The sequence below is a fragment of the Superficieibacter sp. HKU1 genome, assembly GCF_029319185.1.
GTDB lineage: Bacteria > Pseudomonadota > Gammaproteobacteria > Enterobacterales > Enterobacteriaceae > Superficieibacter.
The window spans coordinates 3072918-3096552 of sequence record NZ_CP119754.1; the positions used below are offsets into that span (position 1 = coordinate 3072918).

At 55.6% G+C, this 23635-nt stretch carries 21 protein-coding genes; 5 read left to right on the top strand and 16 right to left on the bottom strand.

Annotated features, from left to right (window positions below):
* Positions 1 to 20 precede the first annotated feature (20 nt).
* Both P0H77_RS14695 and P0H77_RS14700 read right to left on the bottom strand, forming a co-directional pair.
* Positions 21 to 1217 carry a nicotinamide mononucleotide deamidase-related protein YfaY gene (locus P0H77_RS14695; protein WP_276165147.1) on the bottom strand — a complete coding sequence of 399 codons (1197 nt, stop codon included), beginning with the start codon at positions 1215 to 1217 and terminating at the stop codon, positions 21 to 23.
* Between the two features lie 86 nt (positions 1218 to 1303).
* On the bottom strand, positions 1304 to 1846 hold the full coding sequence (locus P0H77_RS14700; RefSeq protein ID WP_276157587.1) for a YfaZ family outer membrane protein: 543 nt from the start codon (positions 1844 to 1846) through the stop codon (positions 1304 to 1306).
* 385 nt (positions 1847 to 2231) lie between these two features.
* Here P0H77_RS14700 and katA point away from each other — a divergent pair, with 385 nt between their 5' ends.
* The gene (katA, locus tag P0H77_RS14705; RefSeq protein ID WP_276157588.1) at positions 2232 to 3680 is read left to right on the top strand and encodes a catalase KatA; all 1449 of its coding nucleotides are present in this window, start codon (positions 2232 to 2234) and stop codon (positions 3678 to 3680) included.
* A gap of 258 nt (positions 3681 to 3938) precedes the next feature.
* Here the strand turns inward: katA and menE are convergent, their stop codons facing one another.
* The 7 genes from menE to P0H77_RS14740 all read right to left on the bottom strand — a co-directional run bounded on the left by menE (position 3939) and on the right by P0H77_RS14740 (position 10628).
* Positions 3939 to 5297 (bottom strand): o-succinylbenzoate--CoA ligase, encoded by a 1359-nt coding sequence (gene menE / locus P0H77_RS14710; RefSeq protein ID WP_276157589.1) that lies wholly within the window; start codon positions 5295 to 5297, stop codon positions 3939 to 3941.
* Positions 5294 to 6259: an o-succinylbenzoate synthase gene (gene menC, locus P0H77_RS14715; RefSeq protein WP_276157590.1), complete on the bottom strand. Its 966-nt coding sequence runs from the start codon at positions 6257 to 6259 to the stop codon at positions 5294 to 5296. Before menC ends, menE begins: the two co-directional genes overlap by 4 nt.
* Positions 6259 to 7116: a 1,4-dihydroxy-2-naphthoyl-CoA synthase gene (gene menB / locus P0H77_RS14720; RefSeq protein ID WP_276157591.1), complete on the bottom strand. Its 858-nt coding sequence runs from the start codon at positions 7114 to 7116 to the stop codon at positions 6259 to 6261. Before menB ends, menC begins: the two co-directional genes overlap by 1 nt.
* 14 nt (positions 7117 to 7130) lie before the next feature.
* Positions 7131 to 7892: a 2-succinyl-6-hydroxy-2,4-cyclohexadiene-1-carboxylate synthase gene (gene menH, locus P0H77_RS14725; protein ID WP_276157592.1), complete on the bottom strand. Its 762-nt coding sequence runs from the start codon at positions 7890 to 7892 to the stop codon at positions 7131 to 7133.
* On the bottom strand, positions 7889 to 9559 hold the full coding sequence (menD, locus tag P0H77_RS14730; protein WP_276157593.1) for a 2-succinyl-5-enolpyruvyl-6-hydroxy-3-cyclohexene-1-carboxylic-acid synthase: 1671 nt from the start codon (positions 9557 to 9559) through the stop codon (positions 7889 to 7891). The genes menH and menD overlap by 4 nt, the downstream gene beginning before the upstream one ends.
* A gap of 248 nt (positions 9560 to 9807) precedes the next feature.
* Positions 9808 to 10110 (bottom strand): stress response protein ElaB, encoded by a 303-nt coding sequence (gene elaB / locus P0H77_RS14735; protein ID WP_103674351.1) that lies wholly within the window; start codon positions 10108 to 10110, stop codon positions 9808 to 9810.
* A 56-nt stretch (positions 10111 to 10166) separates the two neighbouring features.
* On the bottom strand, positions 10167 to 10628 hold the full coding sequence (locus P0H77_RS14740; protein WP_276157594.1) for a GNAT family N-acetyltransferase: 462 nt from the start codon (positions 10626 to 10628) through the stop codon (positions 10167 to 10169).
* Positions 10629 to 10694: 66 nt separating this feature from the next.
* Between P0H77_RS14740 and rnz the strand changes: the two genes are divergently transcribed.
* Positions 10695 to 11612 (top strand): ribonuclease Z, encoded by a 918-nt coding sequence (rnz, locus tag P0H77_RS14745; protein ID WP_276157595.1) that lies wholly within the window; start codon positions 10695 to 10697, stop codon positions 11610 to 11612.
* A gap of 82 nt (positions 11613 to 11694) precedes the next feature.
* Positions 11695 to 12696 (top strand): chemotaxis protein, encoded by a 1002-nt coding sequence (locus tag P0H77_RS14750; protein ID WP_276157596.1) that lies wholly within the window; start codon positions 11695 to 11697, stop codon positions 12694 to 12696.
* A gap of 40 nt (positions 12697 to 12736) precedes the next feature.
* Here the strand turns inward: P0H77_RS14750 and P0H77_RS14755 are convergent, their stop codons facing one another.
* Positions 12737 to 14566: a VWA domain-containing protein gene (locus P0H77_RS14755; RefSeq protein WP_276157597.1), complete on the bottom strand. Its 1830-nt coding sequence runs from the start codon at positions 14564 to 14566 to the stop codon at positions 12737 to 12739.
* Between the two features lie 198 nt (positions 14567 to 14764).
* Between P0H77_RS14755 and P0H77_RS14760 the strand changes: the two genes are divergently transcribed.
* On the top strand, positions 14765 to 15718 hold the full coding sequence (locus tag P0H77_RS14760) for a M28 family peptidase (protein ID WP_276165148.1): 954 nt from the start codon (positions 14765 to 14767) through the stop codon (positions 15716 to 15718).
* Positions 15719 to 15813: 95 nt separating this feature from the next.
* Positions 15814 to 16662 (top strand): tetratricopeptide repeat-containing protein, encoded by an 849-nt coding sequence (locus tag P0H77_RS14765; protein WP_276157598.1) that lies wholly within the window; start codon positions 15814 to 15816, stop codon positions 16660 to 16662.
* Positions 16663 to 16736: 74 nt separating this feature from the next.
* Here P0H77_RS14765 and P0H77_RS14770 read toward each other — a convergent pair whose 3' ends face one another.
* The 6 genes from P0H77_RS14770 to nuoJ form a co-directional block, all read right to left on the bottom strand.
* Positions 16737 to 17462, bottom strand: coding sequence for a hypothetical protein (locus P0H77_RS14770; RefSeq protein ID WP_276157599.1), 726 nt, complete (start codon positions 17460 to 17462; stop codon positions 16737 to 16739).
* A 320-nt stretch (positions 17463 to 17782) separates the two neighbouring features.
* Positions 17783 to 19240 (bottom strand): NADH-quinone oxidoreductase subunit NuoN, encoded by a 1458-nt coding sequence (nuoN, locus tag P0H77_RS14775; protein WP_276157600.1) that lies wholly within the window; start codon positions 19238 to 19240, stop codon positions 17783 to 17785.
* Positions 19241 to 19246: 6 nt separating this feature from the next.
* Positions 19247 to 20776 (bottom strand): NADH-quinone oxidoreductase subunit M, encoded by a 1530-nt coding sequence (gene nuoM / locus P0H77_RS14780; protein WP_176920351.1) that lies wholly within the window; start codon positions 20774 to 20776, stop codon positions 19247 to 19249.
* Positions 20777 to 20940: 164 nt separating this feature from the next.
* Positions 20941 to 22782, bottom strand: a complete 1842-nt coding sequence (gene nuoL, locus P0H77_RS14785; protein WP_276157601.1) for an NADH-quinone oxidoreductase subunit L — start codon at positions 22780 to 22782, stop codon at positions 20941 to 20943.
* The gene (gene nuoK, locus P0H77_RS14790) at positions 22779 to 23081 is read right to left on the bottom strand and encodes an NADH-quinone oxidoreductase subunit NuoK (protein ID WP_049841347.1); all 303 of its coding nucleotides are present in this window, start codon (positions 23079 to 23081) and stop codon (positions 22779 to 22781) included. The genes nuoL and nuoK overlap by 4 nt, the downstream gene beginning before the upstream one ends.
* Complete coding sequence (gene nuoJ / locus P0H77_RS14795; protein ID WP_176920349.1) at positions 23078 to 23632, bottom strand: NADH-quinone oxidoreductase subunit J; 555 nt, start codon at positions 23630 to 23632, stop codon at positions 23078 to 23080. Before nuoJ ends, nuoK begins: the two co-directional genes overlap by 4 nt.
* Positions 23633 to 23635 lie beyond the last annotated feature (3 nt).

The following is a 23635-nucleotide window of genomic DNA, read 5'->3' on the forward strand; positions in this document are numbered from 1 at the left end:
CGCCACATTAGCAGAAGTGCCTACAGCGCCAGCGACTCCACCACGTTAATCCAGCCGTGTTCGCTGGCAATCGGTTTACCCGCCAGCCAGCGGCGCAGCATATTGAGCGCCATCATCGCCGCAACCTCCTGGCGGACCTGAAGGGAATGACGGGTGGCACTGAACTTCACCCGCAGCGCCCACGTACCATCCGGGGTAGAGAGGGCAAAGTTCAGGTGATCGGACTCCAGCCCGGTCACTGCCAGCGCCAGTCCGGCAAAATGGCTGCGGCGACGCTCTCTCACCCAGCGCGCCGTCTGCGCCAGCGTCTCTTGCTGGGCGGGGATCACTTCTGAAGCCAGCAGCGGCGCTCCGGCGCGCGAAAGCTGTAATGCCACCAGACCGGCGGTAAACTGTTCGCTGAGGGTCAGACTAAGCTGTCGTTCCTGAAGCTGGTGGGTAATTTCCGCCGGAAGTCCATCGGTGCCTTCGAAAATCAGACTCTCCCCGGCGACGCGTTTCACTTCCGGCCACAGGGCCAGCATCGCGTCGCGCTGCGCGGCAGGTCCGGTCAGCTTCAGTTCAATAATCGGCATTGAAGAGCGGTAGCCCATCGTGACGCCCGGCGGCAATGCCAGCGGATCGAGGCTTTGCGCTAAATCGCTTTCTGAACGACCAAAGGTGGTCAGACGCAGGCACAGCGGCGGTTCGACGTGGGTATAACGTTTCTGTAAACGCGGCAGGATCTGCTGCTCGACCATCACTTTAAATTCCGACGGCACGCCGGGGGTGAAAAAAATCAGGCAGCGGTTAAGCTCAAGGGCAAATCCACAGGCGGTTCCCACCGGATTGTCCACCAGCTCCGCGCTGGCCGGAATTTCGGCCTGCTTACGGTTACTGGGGGCCATGACGCGTCCACGTTCGCTAAAAAAGCGCTCCATTTGTACCAGCCACACTTCATGCAGCACCAGCGCTTCACCTTTCGCCGTGGCGGCGGCTAAGGCGCTTAAATCGTCACTGGTCGGCCCCAGTCCACCGTTAACGATCAGCACATCTGCATGTTCGCTGCGCTCACGCAGGACGGCGACTAAATCGTCCAGGTTATCGCCAACCGTATTGCGGCGAGAAAGCGGAAATCCCTGAGTAAATAAAAAATCGGCAAGCCAGGCGGCGTTGGTATCGACGATCTGCCCGTGCAGCACTTCGTCACCCGTGGATAGCATCTCCACATTTATCATCATTTTCTCCAGCAAAAGAGGACGATTCACTATAGCGCATGCGGAGGGGAAAAAAAGCGGCGCGGCGATTTACCGCACCGTGGGGATCAGAAGCTGGCATTCACGCCGACGTAAGGGCCGTCTGCCACCGCGCTGTCGCGGTCACCATCTTTACCGGACAGATTGATATAGCGATAACCGGCTTCAACGCTTAACGGACGCATGATGGTCATACGCGCACCCGCGTTAGCTTCCTGGTAATCTTTCACCCCGCTGGAGAGGGAGTCAGGAGAATAGTAATACTCGCCAAACAGACGGAAACGATCGCCGATTTTCCACTGCAGGCCACCGCCAACTGCCGCGGCATAGCCCTCATCGCCTTGCTGAGGATTAAGGTAAACACCTTTTCCGCCAGCGGTCGCCAAAAACGGACCCAGCGGAATATTTAAACCTAAGCCCAGCCCAGCGATATCGCCGTCATCATCGTTATGCGCCCAGTTGCCGGTCATGGCCAGGCCAGTAGACTCGGTGCCCAACCCTACGTCGATATTGGTGTAATCCTCACCGGCCTGGCCGCTAATGCTAAGCGCGTTAGCGGCAGCAGAAACAAAAAGCAGTCCACATACGCCTACCAGAATTCTTTTTTTCATTGTATTGCTTCCACACAAATGCAAAGTAAACATCCCAAAACGCCGGGATTGTACAGCTGAATCAGAGAGAAGCAATGCACGAAAAACGCGATCGCAGGTAATAAATGTAAAACAGGATTACCGCCAGGTTGAGAGGTACAAGGTATGGTTGTAATAGCGAAAGACAAATTGCGTGAGATCAATATTTTGCTTACAAATATGCTCTAGATTAATTTCTTAAATTAAACGGAAATTAAATATTTTTTTAACATTTATATCCTGAATAATTCGAGTTGCATCATACAGTAGGCAAATGAATATATCTCCAGGGACATCGATAATGATGAAACTGGGATAAATAAGCCTGATGCAGTTTGAAGTATGACGGATATGTCGGGAGATAAAGATGAGCAAAAAAGGATTAACCACCTCCGCTGGCGCACCGGTTGCGCATAATAATAACGTCGCCACTGCCGGTCCTCGCGGTCCCATGCTGTTACAGGACGTCTGGTTTCTGGAAAAGCTGGCACACTTTGACCGCGAGGTGATCCCGGAACGTCGTATGCACGCCAAAGGCTCTGGTGCGTATGGTACGTTTACCGTCACCCAGGATATTACCCGTTACACACGCGCTAACCTATTTTCTGCGGTTGGCAAAAAAACCGATCTGTTTTTACGCTTCTCTACCGTCGCAGGTGAGCGCGGCGCGGCAGATGCCGAACGCGACATTCGCGGTTTCTCGATTAAATTTTATACCGAAGAAGGCAACTGGGATTTAGTCGGTAATAACACGCCGGTGTTTTATCTGCGCGATCCGCTAAAATTCCCGGACCTGAATCACGTAGTGAAACGCGATCCGCGCACCAACCTGCGCAATCCGACCTATAAATGGGATTTCTTTTCGCATTTGCCGGAATCGCTGCATCAATTGACCATTGATTTCAGCGATCGCGGTCTGCCCTTCTCGTATCGCACGATGCATGGTTTTGGTAGTCATACGTTTAGTTTTATTAACCATAACAACGAACGCTTCTGGGTGAAGTTCCACCTGAAATCCCGGCAGGGGATTGCCAACCTGATGGACGATGAGGCCAAACGGCTGGTGGCAGAAGATCGGGAAAGCTCGCAGCGTGATTTGTTTGATTCCATTGAAAAAGGCGATTTCCCGCGCTGGACATTTTACGTGCAGATCATGCCAGAGGCTGAGGCATCAAACGTGCCTTACAACCCGTTCGATCTGACGAAAGTCTGGCCGCACGGGGATTATCCGCTGATTGAAGTTGGCGTGCTGGAACTGAACCGTAACCCGGACAACTATTTTGCCGAGGTGGAACAGGTGGCGATGTCGCCCGCTAACGTGGTACCGGGCATTGGTTTCTCTCCGGATCGCATGTTGCAGGGCCGTCTGTTTTCCTATGGCGATGCGCACCGCTACCGTCTCGGCGTCAATCACCATCAGATCCCGGTGAATGCCCCGCGCTGCCCGTTCCATAACTACCATCGCGATGGCGCGATGCGCGTGGACGGCAACAGCGGCAACGGTCCAACCTACGAACCGAATAGCTTTGGCGTGTTCCAGGAGCAGCCGGATTACAGCGAACCGCCGTTAAGCCTGGAAGGTGCAGCCGATCACTGGAATCACCGCGAAGATACCGACTATTTCAGCCAGCCGCGTAAGCTGTATGAGTTACTGAGCGAAGAGGAGCATCAGCGGATGTTCGCCCGCATTGCCGGGGATATGAAAGATGTGCCGGAGTTTATTCAGCAGCGGCAGATTGGCTTATTTAGTGAAGTGCATCCGGAGTACGGCGCAGGCGTGGCGGCCGCGCTGGCGGCATTGAAGGAAGCAAACTAATCACCCGAAGGGGCTTTATGCCGGGCGGCGCTGTGCTTGCCCGGCCTGTAAAATTCTGCCATATCAATGAGCTGGCATTGTCACCGCATTGCCGGGTGGCGGCTTCGCCTTACCCGGCCTACATTTCATTGGTGGTTTGGGGATCATTGCGGGGTGGAGATTTCATTACTCGTAGGCCCGGGCAAGCGCAGCGCCGCCGGGCATGTTGTGCGCTGGTGCGTCGTTTAACACCATGCCAAAAACCTTCACCTCGTCTGCTTATTGCCCTGCTACCCACGCCTGTAACGCCTGCCGGGAGATTTTGATCCCCCCGGTCTTGAGCGTATCGGGCAGTGGCAGCCAGCGTACCGGCTGCTGAAAACCGGCGAGTTTGTCTTTAACCCACAGGGATAGCTGCGCGCTATTCAATGGCGTATCGCTCTCCACCACCGCCACCGGGCGTTGGCCAAATTCCGGGTCCGCGACGGGCACCACAAATACCTGCATCACCTGCGGGTGCGCGGCAATAACCCGCTCCACCTCTTCCGGCTGAACGCCCTCCCCGCCGCTGAAAAAGAGATTATCCAGCCTGCCGAGAATGGTTAGCCTGCCGTCACGCAGTTCACCGCAGTCGCGGGTGGCAAACCAGCCCTGGTCGTTTACCAGCGGCAATACGTTTCCGTCACGCCAGTAACCTTCAGCCATACTGGCGGCACGCAGCCAGACTTCGCCGTTGACCAGTTGTATTTCTCGCCCCGGCAACGGCGTACCCACATCGGCCAGACCGTCCGCTTCCTTCGCGCAAACCGTTGAGGCGAATTCCGTCAGACCATAGCCGCACCAGCTGCGAATGCCGCGCTGCTGCGCCTTGCGGGTCAACTCAACCGGGATCGCCGCCCCGCCCAATAATACGGCTTTCAGCGCGATGCGGGCATCGTTCTCTAACAGCCGCCAGAGTTGCGTCGGCACCAGGGAAGCATGAGTACATCCTTCAAGCGCCTGCTCCAGTGGCTGCTTCACGCGCACCGTCAGCCGCGCACCCGCCCGTAACCAGCGCCAGAGTATTCCCTGCCCGGAGACGTGAAACAGCGGCAGCGAGAGCAGCCAGTCGTCGTCACGGGCAAAGGGGATCATCGCCAGCACGCCTTTGGCGCTGGCAAGATGCGCCTCGCAGGTATGCACCGCCGCTTTCGGCAGGCCCGTTGAGCCGGAGGTCAAGGTCATTGAGGCCAGACGCTGAGGCTGCCAGACGACGGCATCCTGTCCTTCCGTTTCTTCCAGTCTTAACGCGGTGAGACCGGGAAAATGCCCATCGCTTTCCGCATCCAGCGCATGATGCAACGTCAGCCGGGGCAGCAGCCGATCCAGCAACGGCTGAGGTAACTGCGGATTGACTGGCAGTACTCTTGCGCCGCACTGCAACAGCGCCAGCCATGACAGGAGCACCGAAGGATGATTCGCGCCGCGTAACATCACGCCATCGCCCTCGCGCACGCCCTGCGCCGCAAAGCCTGCCGCCAGGGCGTCAATGCGCAGGCACAGCGTACTCCAGCTTAACGTCTGGTTGTCGAGACGCAGCGCCTGCGCCTCGCCCCGCAGCCGTCGCCAGTGTCGCCACGGCCAGTCGGTAAAGATCATAGCAGCGGCTCCAGCGCGCATTTATCCAGGCACGGTAACGGGCTGCCGGGCCAACGGCGAAGCAATTGCGATTGCATCAAACTCAGGGTATCAAGACCGGGAATCGTCTGCGGCGTCAGCCAGGCGGCAATGCGTGCCAGCTGGGTCAGCCCTAAGCTGGACTCAATCGACGAACTGATCACCGCCGTCAACCCCAGCGCGTGGGCGGCGTTGACCTGCTCACGCACCTTTTGCACACTGCCGGTTAATGTCGGCTTGATGATAACCGCCCGCAGTCCGGGCTCCGCAGCAAACACAAAATCCGCCTCGCGCAGGCTTTCGTCCCACGCGATACCGATTCCGCTTTCCCCGGCAAACGCGCGGGAATCTTCGCGGGTTTTGCATGGCTCCTCCAGAAAGGCAATGCGATCACGCCAGGCAGGGTTAACGTATTTAGCAAACTGCTGCGCCTTGAGCGGCGTCCAGGCGCGGTTGGCGTCAAGCCGAAGTTGCAGATCCGGAATGGCTTCCAGCAGCAGGTTGACCACCATACCGTCACGCACCGCCTCATACAAACCGACTTTCACCTTCGCCACTTTCTCGCCGGGCATCGCGGCCAGCACCGGCAGAAGCTCATCCGGATCGCCGGTGCACAGCGGTGCGGCGCGATAGTCCGCCGCCTGCGGTAGCTCGCCGTTCAGCTCAGCCAGCGCGCAGCTGGTGCCAAACGCTACCGAAGGGAGGACGGGCACGTCAGTCTCGCCGTACTGCTGCCAGCGCTGCGCCCACTGAAGCAGTTCAGCCTGCGCCTCTTCCCGGGTTTCCTGACTGAACCCGGGCAGCGGGGAGATCTCTCCCCACCCTTCGCGCTCACCGTCACGCAGGCATAAAAACAGACCGTCGCGGGTTTTTAAACGCCGGTCCCGCAGTACGACGCCCGCGTCCATCGGGATCTGCCAACGCCAGACCTGTGCGCGACGCATTATGGGTTCCGTTTGAATTTACTGAAGTCAGGCTGACGCTTCTGATTAAACGCGTTGCGTCCTTCCTGCCCTTCTTCAGTCATATAGAACAGCATAGTGGCGTTACCCGCCAGCTCCTGCAATCCAGCCTGACCATCGCAGTCAGCATTCAGCGCGGCTTTCAGGCAGCGCAGCGCCATCGGGCTGTTTTGCAGCATCTCACGACACCAGCGCACGGTCTCTTTTTCGAGATCCGCCAGCGGAACCACGGTGTTAACCAGGCCCATATCCAGCGCCTGTTTTGCATCGTACTGGCGACACAGGAACCAGATTTCACGCGCTTTTTTCTGCCCGACGATACGCGCCATGTAAGACGCACCCCAGCCGCCGTCAAACGAACCTACTTTCGGCCCGGTCTGACCAAAAATTGCATTTTCAGCGGCAATCGTCAGATCGCACATCATATGCAGCACGTGACCACCGCCAATGGAATAGCCAGCCACCATCGCCACCACCGGTTTTGGACAAGTCCGGATCTGGCGCTGGAAATCCAGTACGTTCAGATGATGAACGCCAGAATCATCCTGATAGCCGCCGTAGTCACCGCGTACTTTCTGATCGCCACCGGCACAGAAAGCCCGATCGCCTTCGCCGGTCAGAATGATCGCCCCGATATTGTCATCGTAGCGGGCATCGGCCAGCGCCTGAATCATCTCTTTAACGGTCAGAGGACGAAACGCATTGCGCACCTGCGGACGATTAATGGTGATTTTGGCGATGCCATCAGCAGATTTTTGATAGCGAATATCGGTGTAACCTTCCGAACAGTCCTGCCATTCAGCGGGGGCGTAAAGCATGTTTTCATCAGGATAAATCATCTTGTTTCCTTAGATCAGAGTGGCAATAGCTGCACCAGAGCGGCCGCAACGCCAGCGGGTGCTTCCCGGTGGGCGTTATGTCCGGCGGCAGAAATACAGTGGCAAGGCACGTTAAGTTCATCAGCAATCGCCCTGAACTTCGCGTCACGCTCGCCGCAGAGATACCAGAAGGGAAAATCCCGGGCATGGAGTGCCGGGCGTAAATCAGGCTGCACCGCCAGCGAGGTCGCCAGCAGCATATCCGCCAGCGCCGGACCGTTATTCTGCTGGCGGAGTAAAACCAGTTCATCACGCTGCGCGGCGGTAAGCGAGGCAAAAACGGGCTGCTGATACCAGAGCGCAAAAACCTCGTCGAGCGGCGGGTGACGAAAGCGCCCGGCCCAGCGCTGGTCTGAGAGCCAGCGATCGTGGCGGGCTGTGTCATCCTGCAAGCCCGGATGCCCGCCCTCCACCACCACGCCCCGCAATCCGGGCCATTTGGACTGGCAAGCCCAGTGCATCGCAACGCGGCCGCCGAGCGAGTACCCCACCAGCCAGACTTCAAGTATGTTGTAACTAATTAGCGTAGCGGTAAGCGCCGCATCCACGTCGGCGAAATCATCAACCCGCAGCGCCGCTGAACCGCCGTGACCGGGCAAATCAATATAGAGACGCGAATAGTCCTGAAACTGCTCCCCGATTTCACGCCATTCGCGGTGGTCGCCGGAAAAACCGTGCAGGAAAACCAGCCAGGGCTTCGTCGCCGATCCACGTTTGGCCACCGCATGGAGTTTCACAGCTGGCTTACCTGGGCAAGAAGATGCTGCAGGGTCTGCGCCCCGTCGGTGCCGTTCACCACCACCTCAACAATCGTTGCAGAAGGCATTCGCCATGCCCCCGCCAGCGCATCTTCAAACGCTTCCCAGTCACTGACGCGGGCATAGCCGAGGCCAAACATTGCCGCCGCATGATCAAAGTGAAGGTTTTGCGGCATCGTGTAGAAACGTTCGCGTTCGTTAACCGGGGTCGGCAGCAGGGAAAATATCTGCCCGCCGTTGTTATTGACCACGATAAGCACCAGCGGTGCTGAGACCTGACGCAGCAGCGCCAGGCTATTAAGATCGTACAAGGCCGATAAATCACCAACCATCGCCAGCGTCGGTCTGGCGCTGGCACGCTGAACACCCGCCGCGGTGGCGATCAGCCCGTCAATGCCGCTGGCCCCGCGATTGCTGTACACCGGATAGCCAGCGGGAAGCTGGCCCAGGGCGTCAATCAGACGCACCACCAGGCTGTTGCCGACAAAAAGCTGCCCCTGTTCCGGCAGATAGTCGCTGATACGGTGCGCCAGCTGTGCTTCGCCAAACGTCTCGCGACTGGCCTGCACTTTCTGCCATGCCTGCTGCGCCAGCTGCGGAACGGCCACGCACCAGGGCTGGCGTTTTTCTGCCGGATGCGTCGCCAGCCAGTCGCTTACCGTGCTGACCAGTCGACGTCCACGGTGCTGTGCCGGATCAAGACGTCCGGTAAGATTATCGACCAGCCAGTACTCTTCCGGCGCGCAGCTCATTTGCCACTGCAACAGCCGTTTCCCGGTCAGACTGCTGCCGAACTGCACCACGATCTGCGCCTGCTGAAGCTCGCTGACGGCACGCGAATTGCCAAGCCATAAATCCGCGCAGGGCAGCGGCTGCCCGGTCTGCGCCAGCACATCGCCAATCAGCGGCCAGCCCAGCGTTTTCGCCCATTCCGCAACCTGTTTTCCCTCGCTCGCGCTCATTCTGCCGGCAATCACCACACCGCGTTTTTGCCGCCAGTAAAACCAGTCGCGCTGGGTCTCGCTCTTAAGCGTCAGGGTACTCTGTAGCCAGGGCTTTTCATCCTGCCACCAGTCGCCCAGCGCCTGTTGCCACGCCAGGTCGGTCTCATCCATTTCACCGTACAACGGCTCGGCAAAAGGACAGTTAATATGGACGCCGCCCGCGTGCAGAGTGCCGAGCGCGTTGTCAATGGAGGACACCAGCCATCTGGCAGGAATATCCGGGCTGGGGCGAGGCAGAGACAGCGATCCGGCAGGATGAGTGGCAAACATGCCCGGCTGACGAATCGCCTGGTTTGCGCCGCAATCAATCAGCTCCGGTGGACGGTCGGCGGTGAGAAGAATAAGTTTTTCACCGGTCAGCCCCGCCTCAATCAGTGCCGGATAGAGATTCGCCACCGCCGTTCCGGAGGTGACAATCACCGCTACCGGCTCGCCGCTGACTTTTGCCAGCCCGAGCGCCAGATGTCCCAGCCCACGCTCATCAAAATGGGTGTGCGGGATAAGCGTTCGGTTTGCCGCCGCCGCAAGCGTCAGCGGCGTGGAGCGGGAGCCGGGTGCGATACATACATGCCGTACGCCGTGACGCGTTAAGGCTTCAAGAATGACCGTCGCCCAGCGTCGGTTAAATGCGCTTACTGACATAAATTTGTCCGCTATCAATATTGCGACACATTATAAATAATAGAAAATGATGAATTTTTGATATGGGTCGGGATTGTGTGAGTCATTGCAACAAAAGCGGCAATAAATCCGGTCACGCGGTTTCAAGAGAGAGAAGGAAGATCGTGGGCTATACAGTCAGGGAATCAAACGTCTCCTGCTTAAAACCCGGCAATTATAAAGGGTACTGCCGTAAAAGGCAGTACCCATGAGGAGGGAGCGTCAGAAAATTAGCCGCGAAGCAGCAGACCCAGTACCAGACCCGCTGCTGCACCGATACCCACGCCCTGCCACGGTTTTTCACGCACGTAGTCATCGGCGCGGTAAGCAACTTGTTTTGCCCGGTAATAATAGGTGTCAGACGCCTGGCTTACGCGGTTTTTCACGTCTTCCAGAGACTGCTCGGCGCGGGCTTTCAGCTCAATGTATTTCTGATCGGTAGGATCCCCGGAGGAGCGCAGTACTTCCTCCAGCGTCTCGCTCAGAAGAGTCAGATCGTCGTCGATTCGTGATTCATAAGAGTGATAAGACATTTGCTTTCTCCATGTTTTACAAGGCCAGTCAGTTAACTATAGACAATGACTTTGCGTTACGCCTGGTCAACTTCGCGTGCCATGCCGATATGCGGAATATCATCCTCAAGATAAATGTCCGTCACCGGGCGGAAGCCGAACCGGGCATAGAAATTTTGCAAATGAGCCTGCGCGCTCAGGTATAACGCGTGCTGCGGCCAGTGCTGCTCGCAGCTTGCCACCGCTCTGGAGAGAAGCTGATACCCCAGTTTTTCACCGCGAACCGCCTCGCTGACAATCACCCGGCCAATCACCACCGGGTCATATTCGCTGTCACTTTTCAGAATCCTCGCATACGCCACCAGCGTATTATCGCGCCAGCCGAGGAGATGCCGGTTCTCGCCCACCAGATCGTCATCATCAATATCCAGATACGGACAGTTTTGTTCAACGACAAAGACTTCACAGCGCAGTTTGAGCAACGCATAAAGCTGAGGAACGGTTAACTGCGAATGATGAAGATCCTGCCACTGAATCATGCCGTGCTCCTTAATGAGATCGTCGCGTTATAATAAGGTTTTCATACGCGGCGAGGATAACAATTGATGGAATTAACTTTTTTGGGAACGTCCGCCGGGGTGCCGACCCGTACGCGTAATATGACGTCGATTTTAGTCAATTTGCAACAGCCAACCGCATCAGCCATATGGCTGTTTGACTGTGGCGAAGGCACTCAGCACCAGTTGCTTCACACCGCTTTCCATCCTGGCAAACTGGATAAAATCTTTCTTACCCATCTGCACGGTGACCACCTGTTCGGTCTGCCCGGCCTGTTATGCAGCCGTTCGATGCAGGGTAACCCGCAGCCGCTCACGCTCTACGGACCACAAGGGTTACGCGAGTTTGTCGAAACCGCGCTGCGCTTAAGCGGCTCGTGGACCGATTACCCGCTGACGATTGAAGAAATCAGCGCCGGGCACGTGTTTAGCGACGAACACTATACCGTCACGGCGTTTGCCCTAAATCATCCGGTCGAGTGTTACGGCTACCGTATCGAGGAGCACGACAAACCCGGCGCGCTGAATGCCGCCGCGCTGAAAGCCCAGGGCATTGCGCCCGGCCCGCTGTTCCAGCAGCTCAAACAGGGGTTGAGCGTCACTCTGGAGGATGGTCGGGTGGTTAACGGTCAGGATTACCTGAGCGCGCCAACGCCGGGTAAAACGCTGGCTATTTTTGGCGATACCGCGCCCTGCCCCGCTGCCTTAAGCCTCGCTGACGGCGTGGACCTGATGGTGCATGAAACCACGCTGGAGCACGCCATGGCGGAAAAAGCCAATAGCCGGGGGCACTCCTCAACGGTCCAGACCGCCGAACTGGCAAAGGCGGCCGGGGTTGGCAGGCTGGTCGTGACTCACGTCAGTTCCCGCTACGATGCTGCTGGCTGCGCAGAGCTTCTGGCTGAATGCCGTCGCATCTTTCCTGAAACCCAACTGGCGGAAGATTTCGCCGTCGTCACGGTTTGAACGTAAAGCCCTCGATTTTTTCTACAAGGTGCCGATAACCCGGTAATACGGTTTCGCGTTTACCTTACCTCCTGAGGGCTTTATGGATACTTTTCAGAAAGACATCGACGACAGGGCCAATCTGACCCTGTCGAACCGCTTCGAACTGCTGCTGTTTCGGCTGGGCGAGTCCGCCCATGATGCGAAATCCGAGCTGTTCGGCATTAACGTCTTTAAGCTGCGCGAGATTGTGCCGATGCCGGCCTTCACGCGCCCGGCGGGGATCAAGCCGCCGCTGCTCGGAATGGTCAATATTCGCGATCAAATTATTCCGGTGATCGATCTGCCTGCCGTCGCTGGCTGTAAGCCCTCAACAGGGCTGAATATTCTGTTAATTACGGAGTACGCCCGCAGCGTGCAGGCCTTTGCGGTGGAATCGGTGGAAAACATTATTCGCCTCGACTGGACGCAGATCCACACCGCCGAGAAAGCCATTAACGGTCAATACATCACCAGCATTGCCTGTCTTGATGAAGATAAAAACAGTAATAATCTCGCGCTGGTTATCGACGTTGAACAGATCCTGTATGACATCGTTCCGGCGGAACACGATCTGCACGCCACCAACTTGCAGACGCAAAAATTTAAGGTCAAAGACGGCTCTACCGCCATCGTGGCGGAGGATTCGAAAGTGGCAAGAATGATGCTGGCGAAAGCGCTGGAGTCGATGGAAATCCCGGCGCAGCTGCATATTACCGGTAAAGAAGCGTGGGAAAAAATCGAAAAGCTGGCTGAAGAAGCCCGCAATGAAGGCGTACCGGTGACCGATAAAATTTCGCTGGTGCTCACCGACCTCGAGATGCCGGAGATGGATGGCTTCACCCTCACCCGCAAGATCAAAACCGATGAGCGCCTGAAACACATTCCGGTGGTGATCCACTCGTCGCTGTCCGGCAATGCTAACGAAGATCATATTCGTAAAGTGCAGGCCGACGGCTACGTGGCCAAGTTTGAGATTAACGAACTCTCGTCGGTCATTCAGGAAGTGCTGGATCGCGCGGCAACAAACGGTCAGGGACCGCTGATCAGCCGCAAAAGCGCCTGACGTTAAAGGGGATGCCTGTCATGCAGACATCCCCGGACAATCAATGAGATAAGCCTTCCGCCAGTTTTACCAGTTTGATAAACTCCGCGCGATAGCCCTGTTTATCTTCCCCGCGGGCCTGTTCACCCCATTTGATAATTTGCGGCCAGGTCGTATCCGCCAGATATTCTGAACCACGCAGTTTTTCCCCGTATGCCGCTACCGCAGCCCGGAAACGAAAATCTTCAGAAGCGTTAGTAAAGGTTGGCATCTCTCCCTTAACGACCGGGAACTCGGCTAAGGTGCTTTCGCTGGCCTGCGGCGCTTTCCAGCGCAGCTTGATCCACGCCAGCTCGCTTGATTTTGTTGGCTTTGATGCGGCGTTGTCCTGAGCGTAGCGCAGTTTATCCACCGAGGCTTTCTGCCCGTTAAGCGTCAGTTCAAAGAACAGCGTGACGTGTTTACCCGCGCCGATATCACCAGCATCCACCTTGTCGTTATTAAAATCCTCGTCGCGCAACTGGCGTTTTTCATAACCAATCTGCCGGTACTCGGTCACCCACTGCGGGTTAAATTCGATTTGCGATTTTACATCTTTGGCAACGGTGACCAGCGTTTGATGCATTTCATCATTGAGGACTTTTTGCGCCTCAGAGAGGGAGTCGATATAGCTGTAATTGCCGTTACCTACATCAGCAATTCTAACCATCATGGCTTCGTTGAAGTTGTCATCGCCGACGCCCAGCGTGGATAAGGTGATACCTTTCTCGCGCTCTTTTTTCACCAGCGCTTCGATGTCTTTGGGATCGGTAATACCGAGGTTAAAGTCACCGTCGGTGGTCAGCAAAATACGGTTTACGCCGCCTTTAATAAACCCTTTTTCAGCCTGCTCGTAGGCCAGCCGTAACCCAGCCTCTCCTCCCGTACCGCCATAAGCATTCAGGCTGTCAATTGCCGCTTTAATCGCGTTTTTGTCATTCCCTGCCGTGGACTCAAGCGCGACGCGAGTTTCGCCCGCGTAAGTCACGATGGTGATGTGATCCTGCGCGCGCAGGTCGTTAACCAGCAGCTTTAATGCTGACTGGATCAGCGGCAGGCGTTCTGCGGAGTGCATTGAGCCGGACGTGTCAATGAGAAAGACCAGATTGGCAGGCGGCAGCTCCACGGTCTTCATGTCCCTTGCCTGAACATCGACTTTTAACAGCGTGCGCTGCGCATTCCACGGCGAGGGAGCCAGTTCGTATTTGACCGCAAATGGCATCGGTTTACTGGCGGCCTGTGAGGTGTTGATATCTTTTTTAACCTGAGGGGCAGGAAAATAGTTGAGCATCTCTTCTACCCGCACGGCGTCGGGCGGCGGCAGTTGCCCCTGATTCAGAAAGCGCCGCACGTTAGCGTAGCTGCCAGTGTCTACATCCAGACTAAACGTGGCGAGGGGTGACTGGCTTACTTGTTTGATCGGGTTTTCATCGTAGTGTTCGTAACGTGCGGTACCCGTCCTGGGGTTTGAAACACCATTAAGGTTTGCTTGCAGGCGACCGCTTAGTGCAACGGGCACTTTCTGTGCCCGTGCTTTAGCACGTGACGGCATCTCATATTGCGTTGCATCGGCTGCTGCCTGAGCTTCGGCTTCAGCTGCCATCTTAGCGGCGCGTGCTTTAGCTTCAGCATTAGCTTTATCTTCGGCTGCTTTTTCCGCTGCCTGGCGGGCGGCCTCGGTTTGACTTTTCGCGATGGCGTTATCCCCGGCCTGAGCGCTATTTTCTTTCTGAACAGCCTGCTCCTGTTTTGGCTCATCCGGATTATTTCCTTGCGGGTCGGAAGGCTCTGGCCCACAGCCTGAAAGAATAACTCCACCCATCAACAGCATTAATGCTTTTCTATTAAGCATACAAATTCCTTTTCAATTATACCCGGTAATTCCCGGCAGATAGCCTGCATTATATTCCGCTTTACTTTTATTATCAGCATAGCGAAAGTAAAATATCGCATCACCCGCAATCGATAACCGCCAATAATAAAAAACACAATTATATTTTTGAGGTAAATAATGTTCAGGTTTAAACGGGGGTTATTCACCGCTCTGTTCATGGCTTTTATTGTTATCGCGTCTGCCGCTGCAATCCTGTATCAGCCCTGGGTGACGCCCTTGCCTCCCGGTAAACAGCATGCCGATCCACAACGGCTGGAGAAAGACGTTCGCTATTTCTCCGAAACGCTTTTTCCACGCAGCGCCGATCGCCGCGAACATCTGGACGCCGCAGCAAAGTATATTACGCAGGTGTTTGAGCAACATGGCGCACAGGTCAGCGAACAGGCTGTGCCGATAACGGGAGGCCCTTTCCGTAATATCATCGCCCGCTATGGCCCGCAGCAAGGCCCGGTGATTATCATCGGTGCGCATTATGACGCCGTGGCCGGAGATGATGGTGAGGCGATGCACTACACGCCCGGCGCGGACGACAACGCCAGCGGCGTCGCCGGTCTGCTGGAGCTGGCTCGCCTGCTACAACACGCGCCGCTAAAAACCGGCGTCGAACTGGTCGCCTATGCTTCGGAGGAACCGCCCTTTTTCCGCAGCGATGAAATGGGCAGCGCGGTCCATGCCAGCACTGTGCAGCGCCCGGTAAAACTGATGGTGGCGCTGGAAATGATCGGCTATTACGATTCACAGCCCGGCAGTCAGCGCTATCCCTTTTCCGCACTCAGCACGTTATATCCCGATCGCGGAGATTTCATCGCCGTAATTGGACGACTGAACGATATCAGCGCGGTGCGCCAGGTGAAAGCGGCGTTGCTGGGTGCCGAAGGCTTACCCGTCTACTCCATCAACGCCCCGGAATGGGTGCCTGGTATCGACTTTTCCGATCATATGAATTACTGGCGTCAGGGCATCAGCGCTGTGATGGTGACGGATACGGCATTTTATCGTAATACAGAATATCACCAGCCGGGAGATACGGCGGATCGGCTGAATTATGAGAAAATGGCAAAAGTGGTGGATGGGGTTTTTATATTATTGATGAATGATAAAAATGAATAAAGCTTTCCGGCTGCTGGCGGATGCATTTTTATTACTGCCATGCTATTAATAATTAATCTTTATTATGCATTATCATTTCAGGCCAGGAATCGTCAATGAAACTCCCTTTTTTAAATCATTCCTTATCCATAGAGGCTGATGGCATTTGTCCCGGTCCTTTTCCGCCTTGCGGATTTCTTCCTCTTGCGGACGCGGCACTGGGTAATGGTGACTGTTTTGGCTTGTACTGGCCACTGGAGAAAGAAAACAACGATCCTATCGTTTGTGAGCTTTACCACGACGAATGGCTTATGGTGCCAGCATTCTCCAGCGTAGAGAAATTCAGAGAATGGCTGGATATCAATGACGGCGATCCTTATGAAAATGATATCGCGATTGAAGATCACAGCTTTGCTCCTGTGCAATTCAGGTTAGCCAAAGAATATCTGTCTTCCGGGGAAATGGATGACGCCCTGCCCCGCTTAATCAACGCCACAAAGCAATTGCCCGAAGTCAGTGAGTATTGGTTAACCCTTGCTGGTCAGCATCGTCGGCGCAGAGAAGACGATGCTGCCGCTGAAGCAGCGCTTAACGCCTGGCTCAGTAACTGGACCTTCGGTATGCCAGATAATAAAGTTATTCAGATGCTGACTCAGGCAGCCAGACTGCCTCAATTCAGGGACGATCCTGTTGTACGCAGAGTAGCGGCAAAAGAAATGGATCTGAACTATGGTGGCGTTAAAGAAAATACTAATTACCTGATGATGCAGGCCTGTATTGATGATTATTTTTCTCAAGACAAGCCACGATTGGCACTAACGTTATTGCACAATTATGGCTATATCATGTCCAGTGAGACGACGGCGTTTCAGGATCGATATGGTTTTAATTTAAATGAATGGCGAATGCAGTTCAGTAAATTGTGTTCAGAGCATCTGGGTGATGCGCGTAACCATGCGGAATAACATATTATGTAGTACTATTATTTACCCGGCTAACTAAATAAAAAAGCTGTTCCTTAATGAAACGAAATGCTTTATTAAGGAACCTTTTGATGACGGCATGGAAACACATCAAGATTATTTTTAGCCAGCGTCACCAGGGCGTCATCAATGGCGTACTCCTGCTGATGATACAGCGCTTCTAACGCGTTAAACCGCTTGTCCTGGCAGACTATTTCATGTGCTTTTTTACCATGCACTGATAAGAGTTCATCATAATATTTCCTTGCAGTCATCAATGTTGCTGCCAGCTTATGTAACCCCAGCATTGTTAATTGTTCACAATATCTCGTCAATTCAAAGAATAGTGCGCTGGAGAAATCTTCCCAGCCATCATAATTTCGCCATTCGCAAACCAGCATAAAGCAGCGTAAAACGGGCGGCAGATTTTTCAGATCATCATCGCAAAACCAATAGCGGCGAGTGAGGTTCCATTCATACGCAATGGCTAACGCGATCTTGTCTACCGCTTCATTTTTATTGTTATATTTACGCAGGATTAATTCAGTCAGCGTATAGCGTTTTTGTTCTATAAGTTTGAGGGACTGCGCAAAATCATAGCCAGCCTGAAGCAGAAAGCGCTCTGCCTCCTGAAGCGTGATACCCGCTTTTTCCTTCAACAAAGCCGTCTGTTCGGCATGAAAACACGTCACTGCCGCGGCGACATCGCCTTTGGTTTGGGTTAACAATCGTTGGGCAGGTTTTATACCTACGGGGATGCGTTCCCTCAATTGCTGAATTTCAGTCCACAAGTGGATGCTCATTTTCACGTCCCTGTCTGATAATGCGTTCCTTTTATAACATGTTCGAAAAAAGATCGGTTAATGTATCGTTGGGAATGTGCCATAAAAAAACCGCCGGTTTCAGAGCGCTGACAAATGTTAGTCCGTGGAATTATGCCTGGCGGCGCTGCGCTCACACAGGCCTGTGGATCACGAATAACCTGTTGATATTCATCATTTTCGTAGGCCGGGTAAGGCGAAGCCGCCACCCGGCAAAACGGCGCATACAATAGCCAGGCAGGTTTGTTATCGACCATAAAAAAACCGCCTATTCCGGCGGTTTTTTTACTTCTGCATCGCGCTTACATCAGCGGTAATGCCCGCTGCACAATACTAATCAACGGCTGCGGCCAGACGCCGAGGATCAGCACCAGCAGCGCGGAGATCAGCACCACGATACCGCCCGCGCTGTACTGCCAGTTTGATGGCGCATCGCGGTTCAGTTTCTCCGGCGCGCTCAGGTACAGACTCACCGCCACGCGCAGGTAGTAGTAGAGACCAATCGCGGAACCGACCACCACCGCGCCAACCAGCCACCACAGGTTCGCCTGGACACCGACGGCCAGCACGTAAAATTTACCGATAAAGCCGAGCGTCATCGGAATACCCGCCAGCGACAGCATCATCACCGTCATCACCGCGGCCAGAATCGGACGGTGCCAGAACAGACCACGATAGGAGAACAGCGAATCAGCATCCGGGCCGCGATACGGGCTGGACATCAGGCTGACCACGCCAAACGCGCCGAGGCTGCTGAACAGATAACCGGCCAGATAAACGCCTACTGCTTCCATCGACATCTCGCCGCTTTGCAGGGCAATCAGCGCCACCAGCAGGTAGCCGAGGTGGGAAATGGAGGAGTAACCGAGCAGACGTTTGATGTTGGTCTGGCTCAGCGCCATCAGGTTACCGAAGATGATGGAGGCAAAGGCAATAATGCCCAGCACCACGCGTACCGCTTCACTGTGGCCGACCGGGGCATAGAGGAACAGACGCATTACCACGCCGAAGATAGCGATTTTGCTTGCCGTCGCCAGGAAGGTGGAAACCGGCGCAGGCGCGCCCTGGTAAACATCCGGCGTCCACAGGTGGAATGGCACCAGCGACAGTTTAAAGCCGAGGCCAACGATCATCAGACCAAGCCCCGCCAGCAGCAGCGGCTCGTGCAGCATGCCGTCGCCGAGGCTCTTACCGATGGCGAGGAACGACAGGTTGCCGGACTGCGCATACACCAGCGCCATGCCGAACAGCAGGAAAGACGAGGCTGCGGCAGAGAGGATGGTGTATTTGATGCTGGCTTCCAGCGAGCGTTTCTGGCGGAAAGCGTAACCCACCAGACCAAACAGCGGCAGCGAGATCAGCTCAATACCGAGGAACAGCGACGCCAGATGGTTGGCGTTTGCCAGCAGGATCCCGCCCAGCGCGGCAATCAGTACCAGCAGGTAGAACTCTTCCTGGTTATCGTTATAGCCTTCCAGCCACGGATAGGCAAAAGTACAGGTGGCGAGGCTCGCCAACAGGACCAGCCCGGTATACAGCATTGCATATCCATCGACGCGCATCAGCGGCGTGACGTCCATTGCGCCCGCCTGGCCAACAAACCAGAGCGAAACTAACGCGACATTAAGCCCAATGACCGACAGCGTGGCATTGAGAAAATGATTGCGTCGCCACGCAATGCTGAGCATCACGACCACCACCGTCAGACCGACGATTAGCAGCGGTAGCAGCGCAATCAGGTGTTGTGGAGTTATTGTCATGGCGATTTACGGCCTTGTAGTAGAAACGGAATTAACAAACCACTGCTGGATGTTGCTCATCGCTGAATGCGAGGTATCCAGAATCGGCTGAGGCCAGAAGCCCAGCAGTACCAGCAGCACAACCAGTAGCAGAATGATAGACAGCTCGCGCAGCGACATTCCCGGCAGTTCTTGCGCGGCGATTTCGCTCTTCGCTTTACCGAAATACGCGCGGTGCAGCATCGCCAGCGAATATACGGAGGCGAACACCAGACCGAAGGTTGAAATCACCGTAATGACCGGAACCACCTTGTAGCTGCCGAACAGGATCATAAATTCGCCGACGAAGTTACCGGTGCCCGGCATCCCGAGCGTTGCCACTGCGAAAAACAGCGACATGGCTGGCAGCCATTTAATTTTGCTCCACAGACCGCCCATCATGCGCATGTCACGGGTATGCAGACGCTCATAAAGCTGGCCGCAAATAATGAACATCCCGGCGGCAGAAAGTCCGTGGGCAATCATCTGGATCACCGCGCCCTGGTACGCCAGCTGGCTGCCAGTGTAAATTGCAATCAGCACGAATCCCATGTGCGACACGGAGGTGTAAGCAATCAGACGTTTGATATCGGTCTGGGCAAAGGCCATCCACGCGCCGTAGAAAATGCCGATCACGCCGAGCCACATGGCAATCGGCGCAAATTCCGCCGACGCGTTCGGGAATAATGGCAGGGAGAAACGTAGCAGACCGTAGGCCGCCGTTTTCAGCAGGATGCCCGCGAGGTCGACGGAACCGGCAGTCGGGGCCTGCGAGTGTGCGTCAGGCAGCCAGCCGTGCAGTGGCACCACCGGCATTTTCACCGCAAAGGCGATGAAGAAGCCCAGCATCAGCAGGTATTCCACACCGTGCGACATCGGCGTTTTCAGCAGCGCTTCGTAGTCGAAAGTCCAGACGCCGGTCGCGCTGTAGTGCACGAATACCAGCGCCAGAATGGCAATCAGCATGACCAGACCGCTGGCCTGGGTATAGATGAAGAACTTGGTGGCCGCAGAAATACGCGTCTTCCCGTCGGAGGCTTTGTGGCCCCATAGCGCAATCAGGAAGTACATCGGTACCAGCATCATCTCCCAGAAGAAGAAGAACAGGAACATATCGATGGCGAGGAACACGCCGATAACGCCGCCGAGGATCCACATCAGGTTCAGATGGAAGAAGCCCTGATATTTTTCGATCTCACGCCATGAGCAGAGCACCGCCAGTACGCCAAGCAGACCGGTCAGGGTCACCATCAGCAGCGACAGCCCATCCAGCGCCAGATGAATGGAGATACCAAAACGCGGGATCCACGGCAGCAAAAATTCTGACTGCCACTGCGGTAAACCGGCGGATTGCGTCAGAGAATAGCCACCCTGCAACCAGAGTTGCAGGGAGAGCAAAAACGTCAATCCCATGGTGATCAGCGCGATCCAGCGCGGCACCTTCACGCCGAAGCGTTCGGTCTGCCAGCACAGGAAGCCGCCGATAAAGGGAATTAGTATTAGCCAGGGTAATAGCATGGCGATCTTTGTTCCTTGTTTAAGTCTCCTGAGAGACCTGATTTCAACGAATTCTCACAAAACTCACGTGGGACTTTGGGACTTGATGCCCGGTGGCGCTGCGCTTACCGGGCCTACTCTATGCAGGTCGGGTCAACACAGCCCGACCATCCCAAAGTCTCAACTCAACGCAATACCATCAGCAGACCCAGCACCACGACTGCGCCAATGCTCATCGACGCCACGTACCAGCGCAGATAACCGTTTTCGCTGAACAGCAGTCCTTTACCTGCAAAGCGGGAAAGGATAGCCGGGATGTTCATCAGCGCGTTAAGCGGATCGCGACGGATAAGCCAGGCAATGCCAAGGAACGGCTTCACGAACACTTTGTCGTACAGCCAGTCAAATCCCCAGGCATGGAACCACCAGGTGCCGAAGAAGCGGCCCGGTGCGCTGTTCGCAATTGAAGTCACCAGCGTGCGTTTACCCAGCCACAGCCAGGCAGCAATCAGGATACCGGCAATCGCCACAACGCCTGAGGTGAACTCCAGCGTCAGTACACGTCCGTGCTCCATCTCAGTGGTATGCGGCAGCACATTCTGCAACGGCGGCACAATCAGCGCGCCGAGGAAAGTGGACAGCAGCATCAGCACGATCAGCGGCAGATGGTGAGTGATCCCCTTCCCTGCGTGGGCGTGGATCTGTTCTTTGCCGTGGAAAACAATGAAAATCATCCGGAAGGTATAGAGCGAAGTCATAAACGCCCCGACCAGACCGGCAACCATCAGGTTGATGTGACCGTTGGCCATCGCACCTGCGAGGATTTCGTCCTTACTGAAGAAACCTGCGGTAATCAGCGGCAGCGCCGACAGCGCCGCGCCACCAATCAGGAAGCTCAGGTACACCAGTGGAATCGACTTACGCAGGCCGCCCATTTTAAAGATGTTCTGCTCGTGGTGGCAGGCCAGGATCACCGAGCCGGATGCCAGGAACAGCAGCGCTTTAAAGAACGCGTGGGTCATCAGGTGGAAAATCGCCGCATCCCACGCCTGAACGCCCAGCGCCAGGAACATGTAGCCAATCTGACTCATGGTGGAGTAGGCGAGCACGCGTTTGATGTCGGTCTGTACCAGCGCGGCGAAACCTGCCATCACCAGCGTCACCGCACCGACGATACCGACCAGATGCAGGATTTCCGGGGTCATCAGGAACAGGCCGTGCGTACGTGCAATCAGATACACGCCCGCGGTGACCATCGTTGCGGCGTGGATCAAAGCGGAGACCGGCGTCGGACCGGCCATCGCATCAGCAAGCCAGGTCTGCAACGGCAGCTGTGCCGATTTACCGACCGCGCCGCCCAGCAGCATCAGCGTTGCCCACTGCAGCGTGGTGCTGCCGTTGGCGAAGTGCTGCGGTGCCAGTTCGACCATTTCGCGGAAGTTCAGCGTACCCAGTTCGTTATAGAGAATGAACAGCGCGAAGGCGAGGAACACGTCACCGACGCGCGTCACCACAAAGGCTTTCATCGCTGCCGCGCCATTCTTCGGATCGGTATAGTAGAAGCCGATCAGCAGATAGGAGCACAGGCCCACGCCTTCCCAGCCGAGATACATCAGCAGCAGGTTATCGGCCAGCACCAGAATGACCATGCTGGCGATAAACAGGTTAGTGTAGGCGAAGAAGCGGGAGTAGCCCTCTTCCCCACGCATGTACCAGGAAGCGAACATATGGATCAGGAAGCCGACGCCGGTTACTACCGAGAGCATGGTCAGCGACAGGCCGTCCAGCACGAGGTTAAAACCGATATTAAAATCGCCGACCGACATCCAGGTCCACAGCGGCTGGCTGAACGGGGTACGATCGCCATTCAGGAAATCCATGCCGACAAACGCGGTGACCAGCGCCGCAAGGCCGATAGAGCCCACGCCAACCGTGGCTGAGAGATTCTCAGACCAGCGTCCGCGTGAGAACGCCAGCAGAAGGAAGCCAATCAATGGCAGAATAATGGTTAAGGCAAGCATGTTCATCCACGCAACTCACTTACTGAATCGATGTTCAGATTCTGGCGGCGACGATGGAGCTGCAGCAACAGCGCCAGGCCAATACTCGCCTCGGCAGCCGCAAGGCTGATGGCGAGAATGTACATCACCTGACCATCGGTCTGGCCCCAGTAGCTTCCCGCCACCACAAAGGCCAGCGCGGAAGCGTTAATCATGATCTCAAGCCCAATCAGCATAAACAGCAGATTGCGGCGGATGACCAGTCCGGTTAAACCCAGCACAAACAGAATGGCTGCAAGGATCAGCCCATGTTGTAAGGGGATCATGCGTGCTCCTCCGTTTTTCTTTTCGCGCTGTCATTCGGACGGTTGCTCAGCACCTCGCCCGCGCGATCTTCGCGCCCGACGTGGAAAGCGACAACCAGACCCGCCAGCAGCAGCATAGAAGCCAGTTCAACCGCCAGAACGTAAGGGCCAAACAGCGTAATGCCAACCGCTTTCGCGCTGATTGCCGCGCCGTCGATACCCTGATCGTTAACGTGCAGAATGGCGTAAATCATCACCACCAGCAGCACCGCGGATAACACCGCAGGGCCAGCCCAGATTTGCGGCTTCAGCCACTGGCGCTCCTGTTCGATTTCAGAACCGCCCAGGTTGAGCATCATCACCACGAAAACGAACAGCACCATGATGGCCCCGGCGTAAACGATGATCTCCAGCGCCCCGGCAAAATACGCGCCGAGGGAAAAGAAAACCCCCGCAATCGCCAGCAGGGACACAATCAGATACAGCAGCGCATGGATCGGATTGGTATGCGTAACGACCCTGAGCGTCGTCAGGATGGCAACCAGGCCACAGATATAAAAAGCGAACTCCATTGC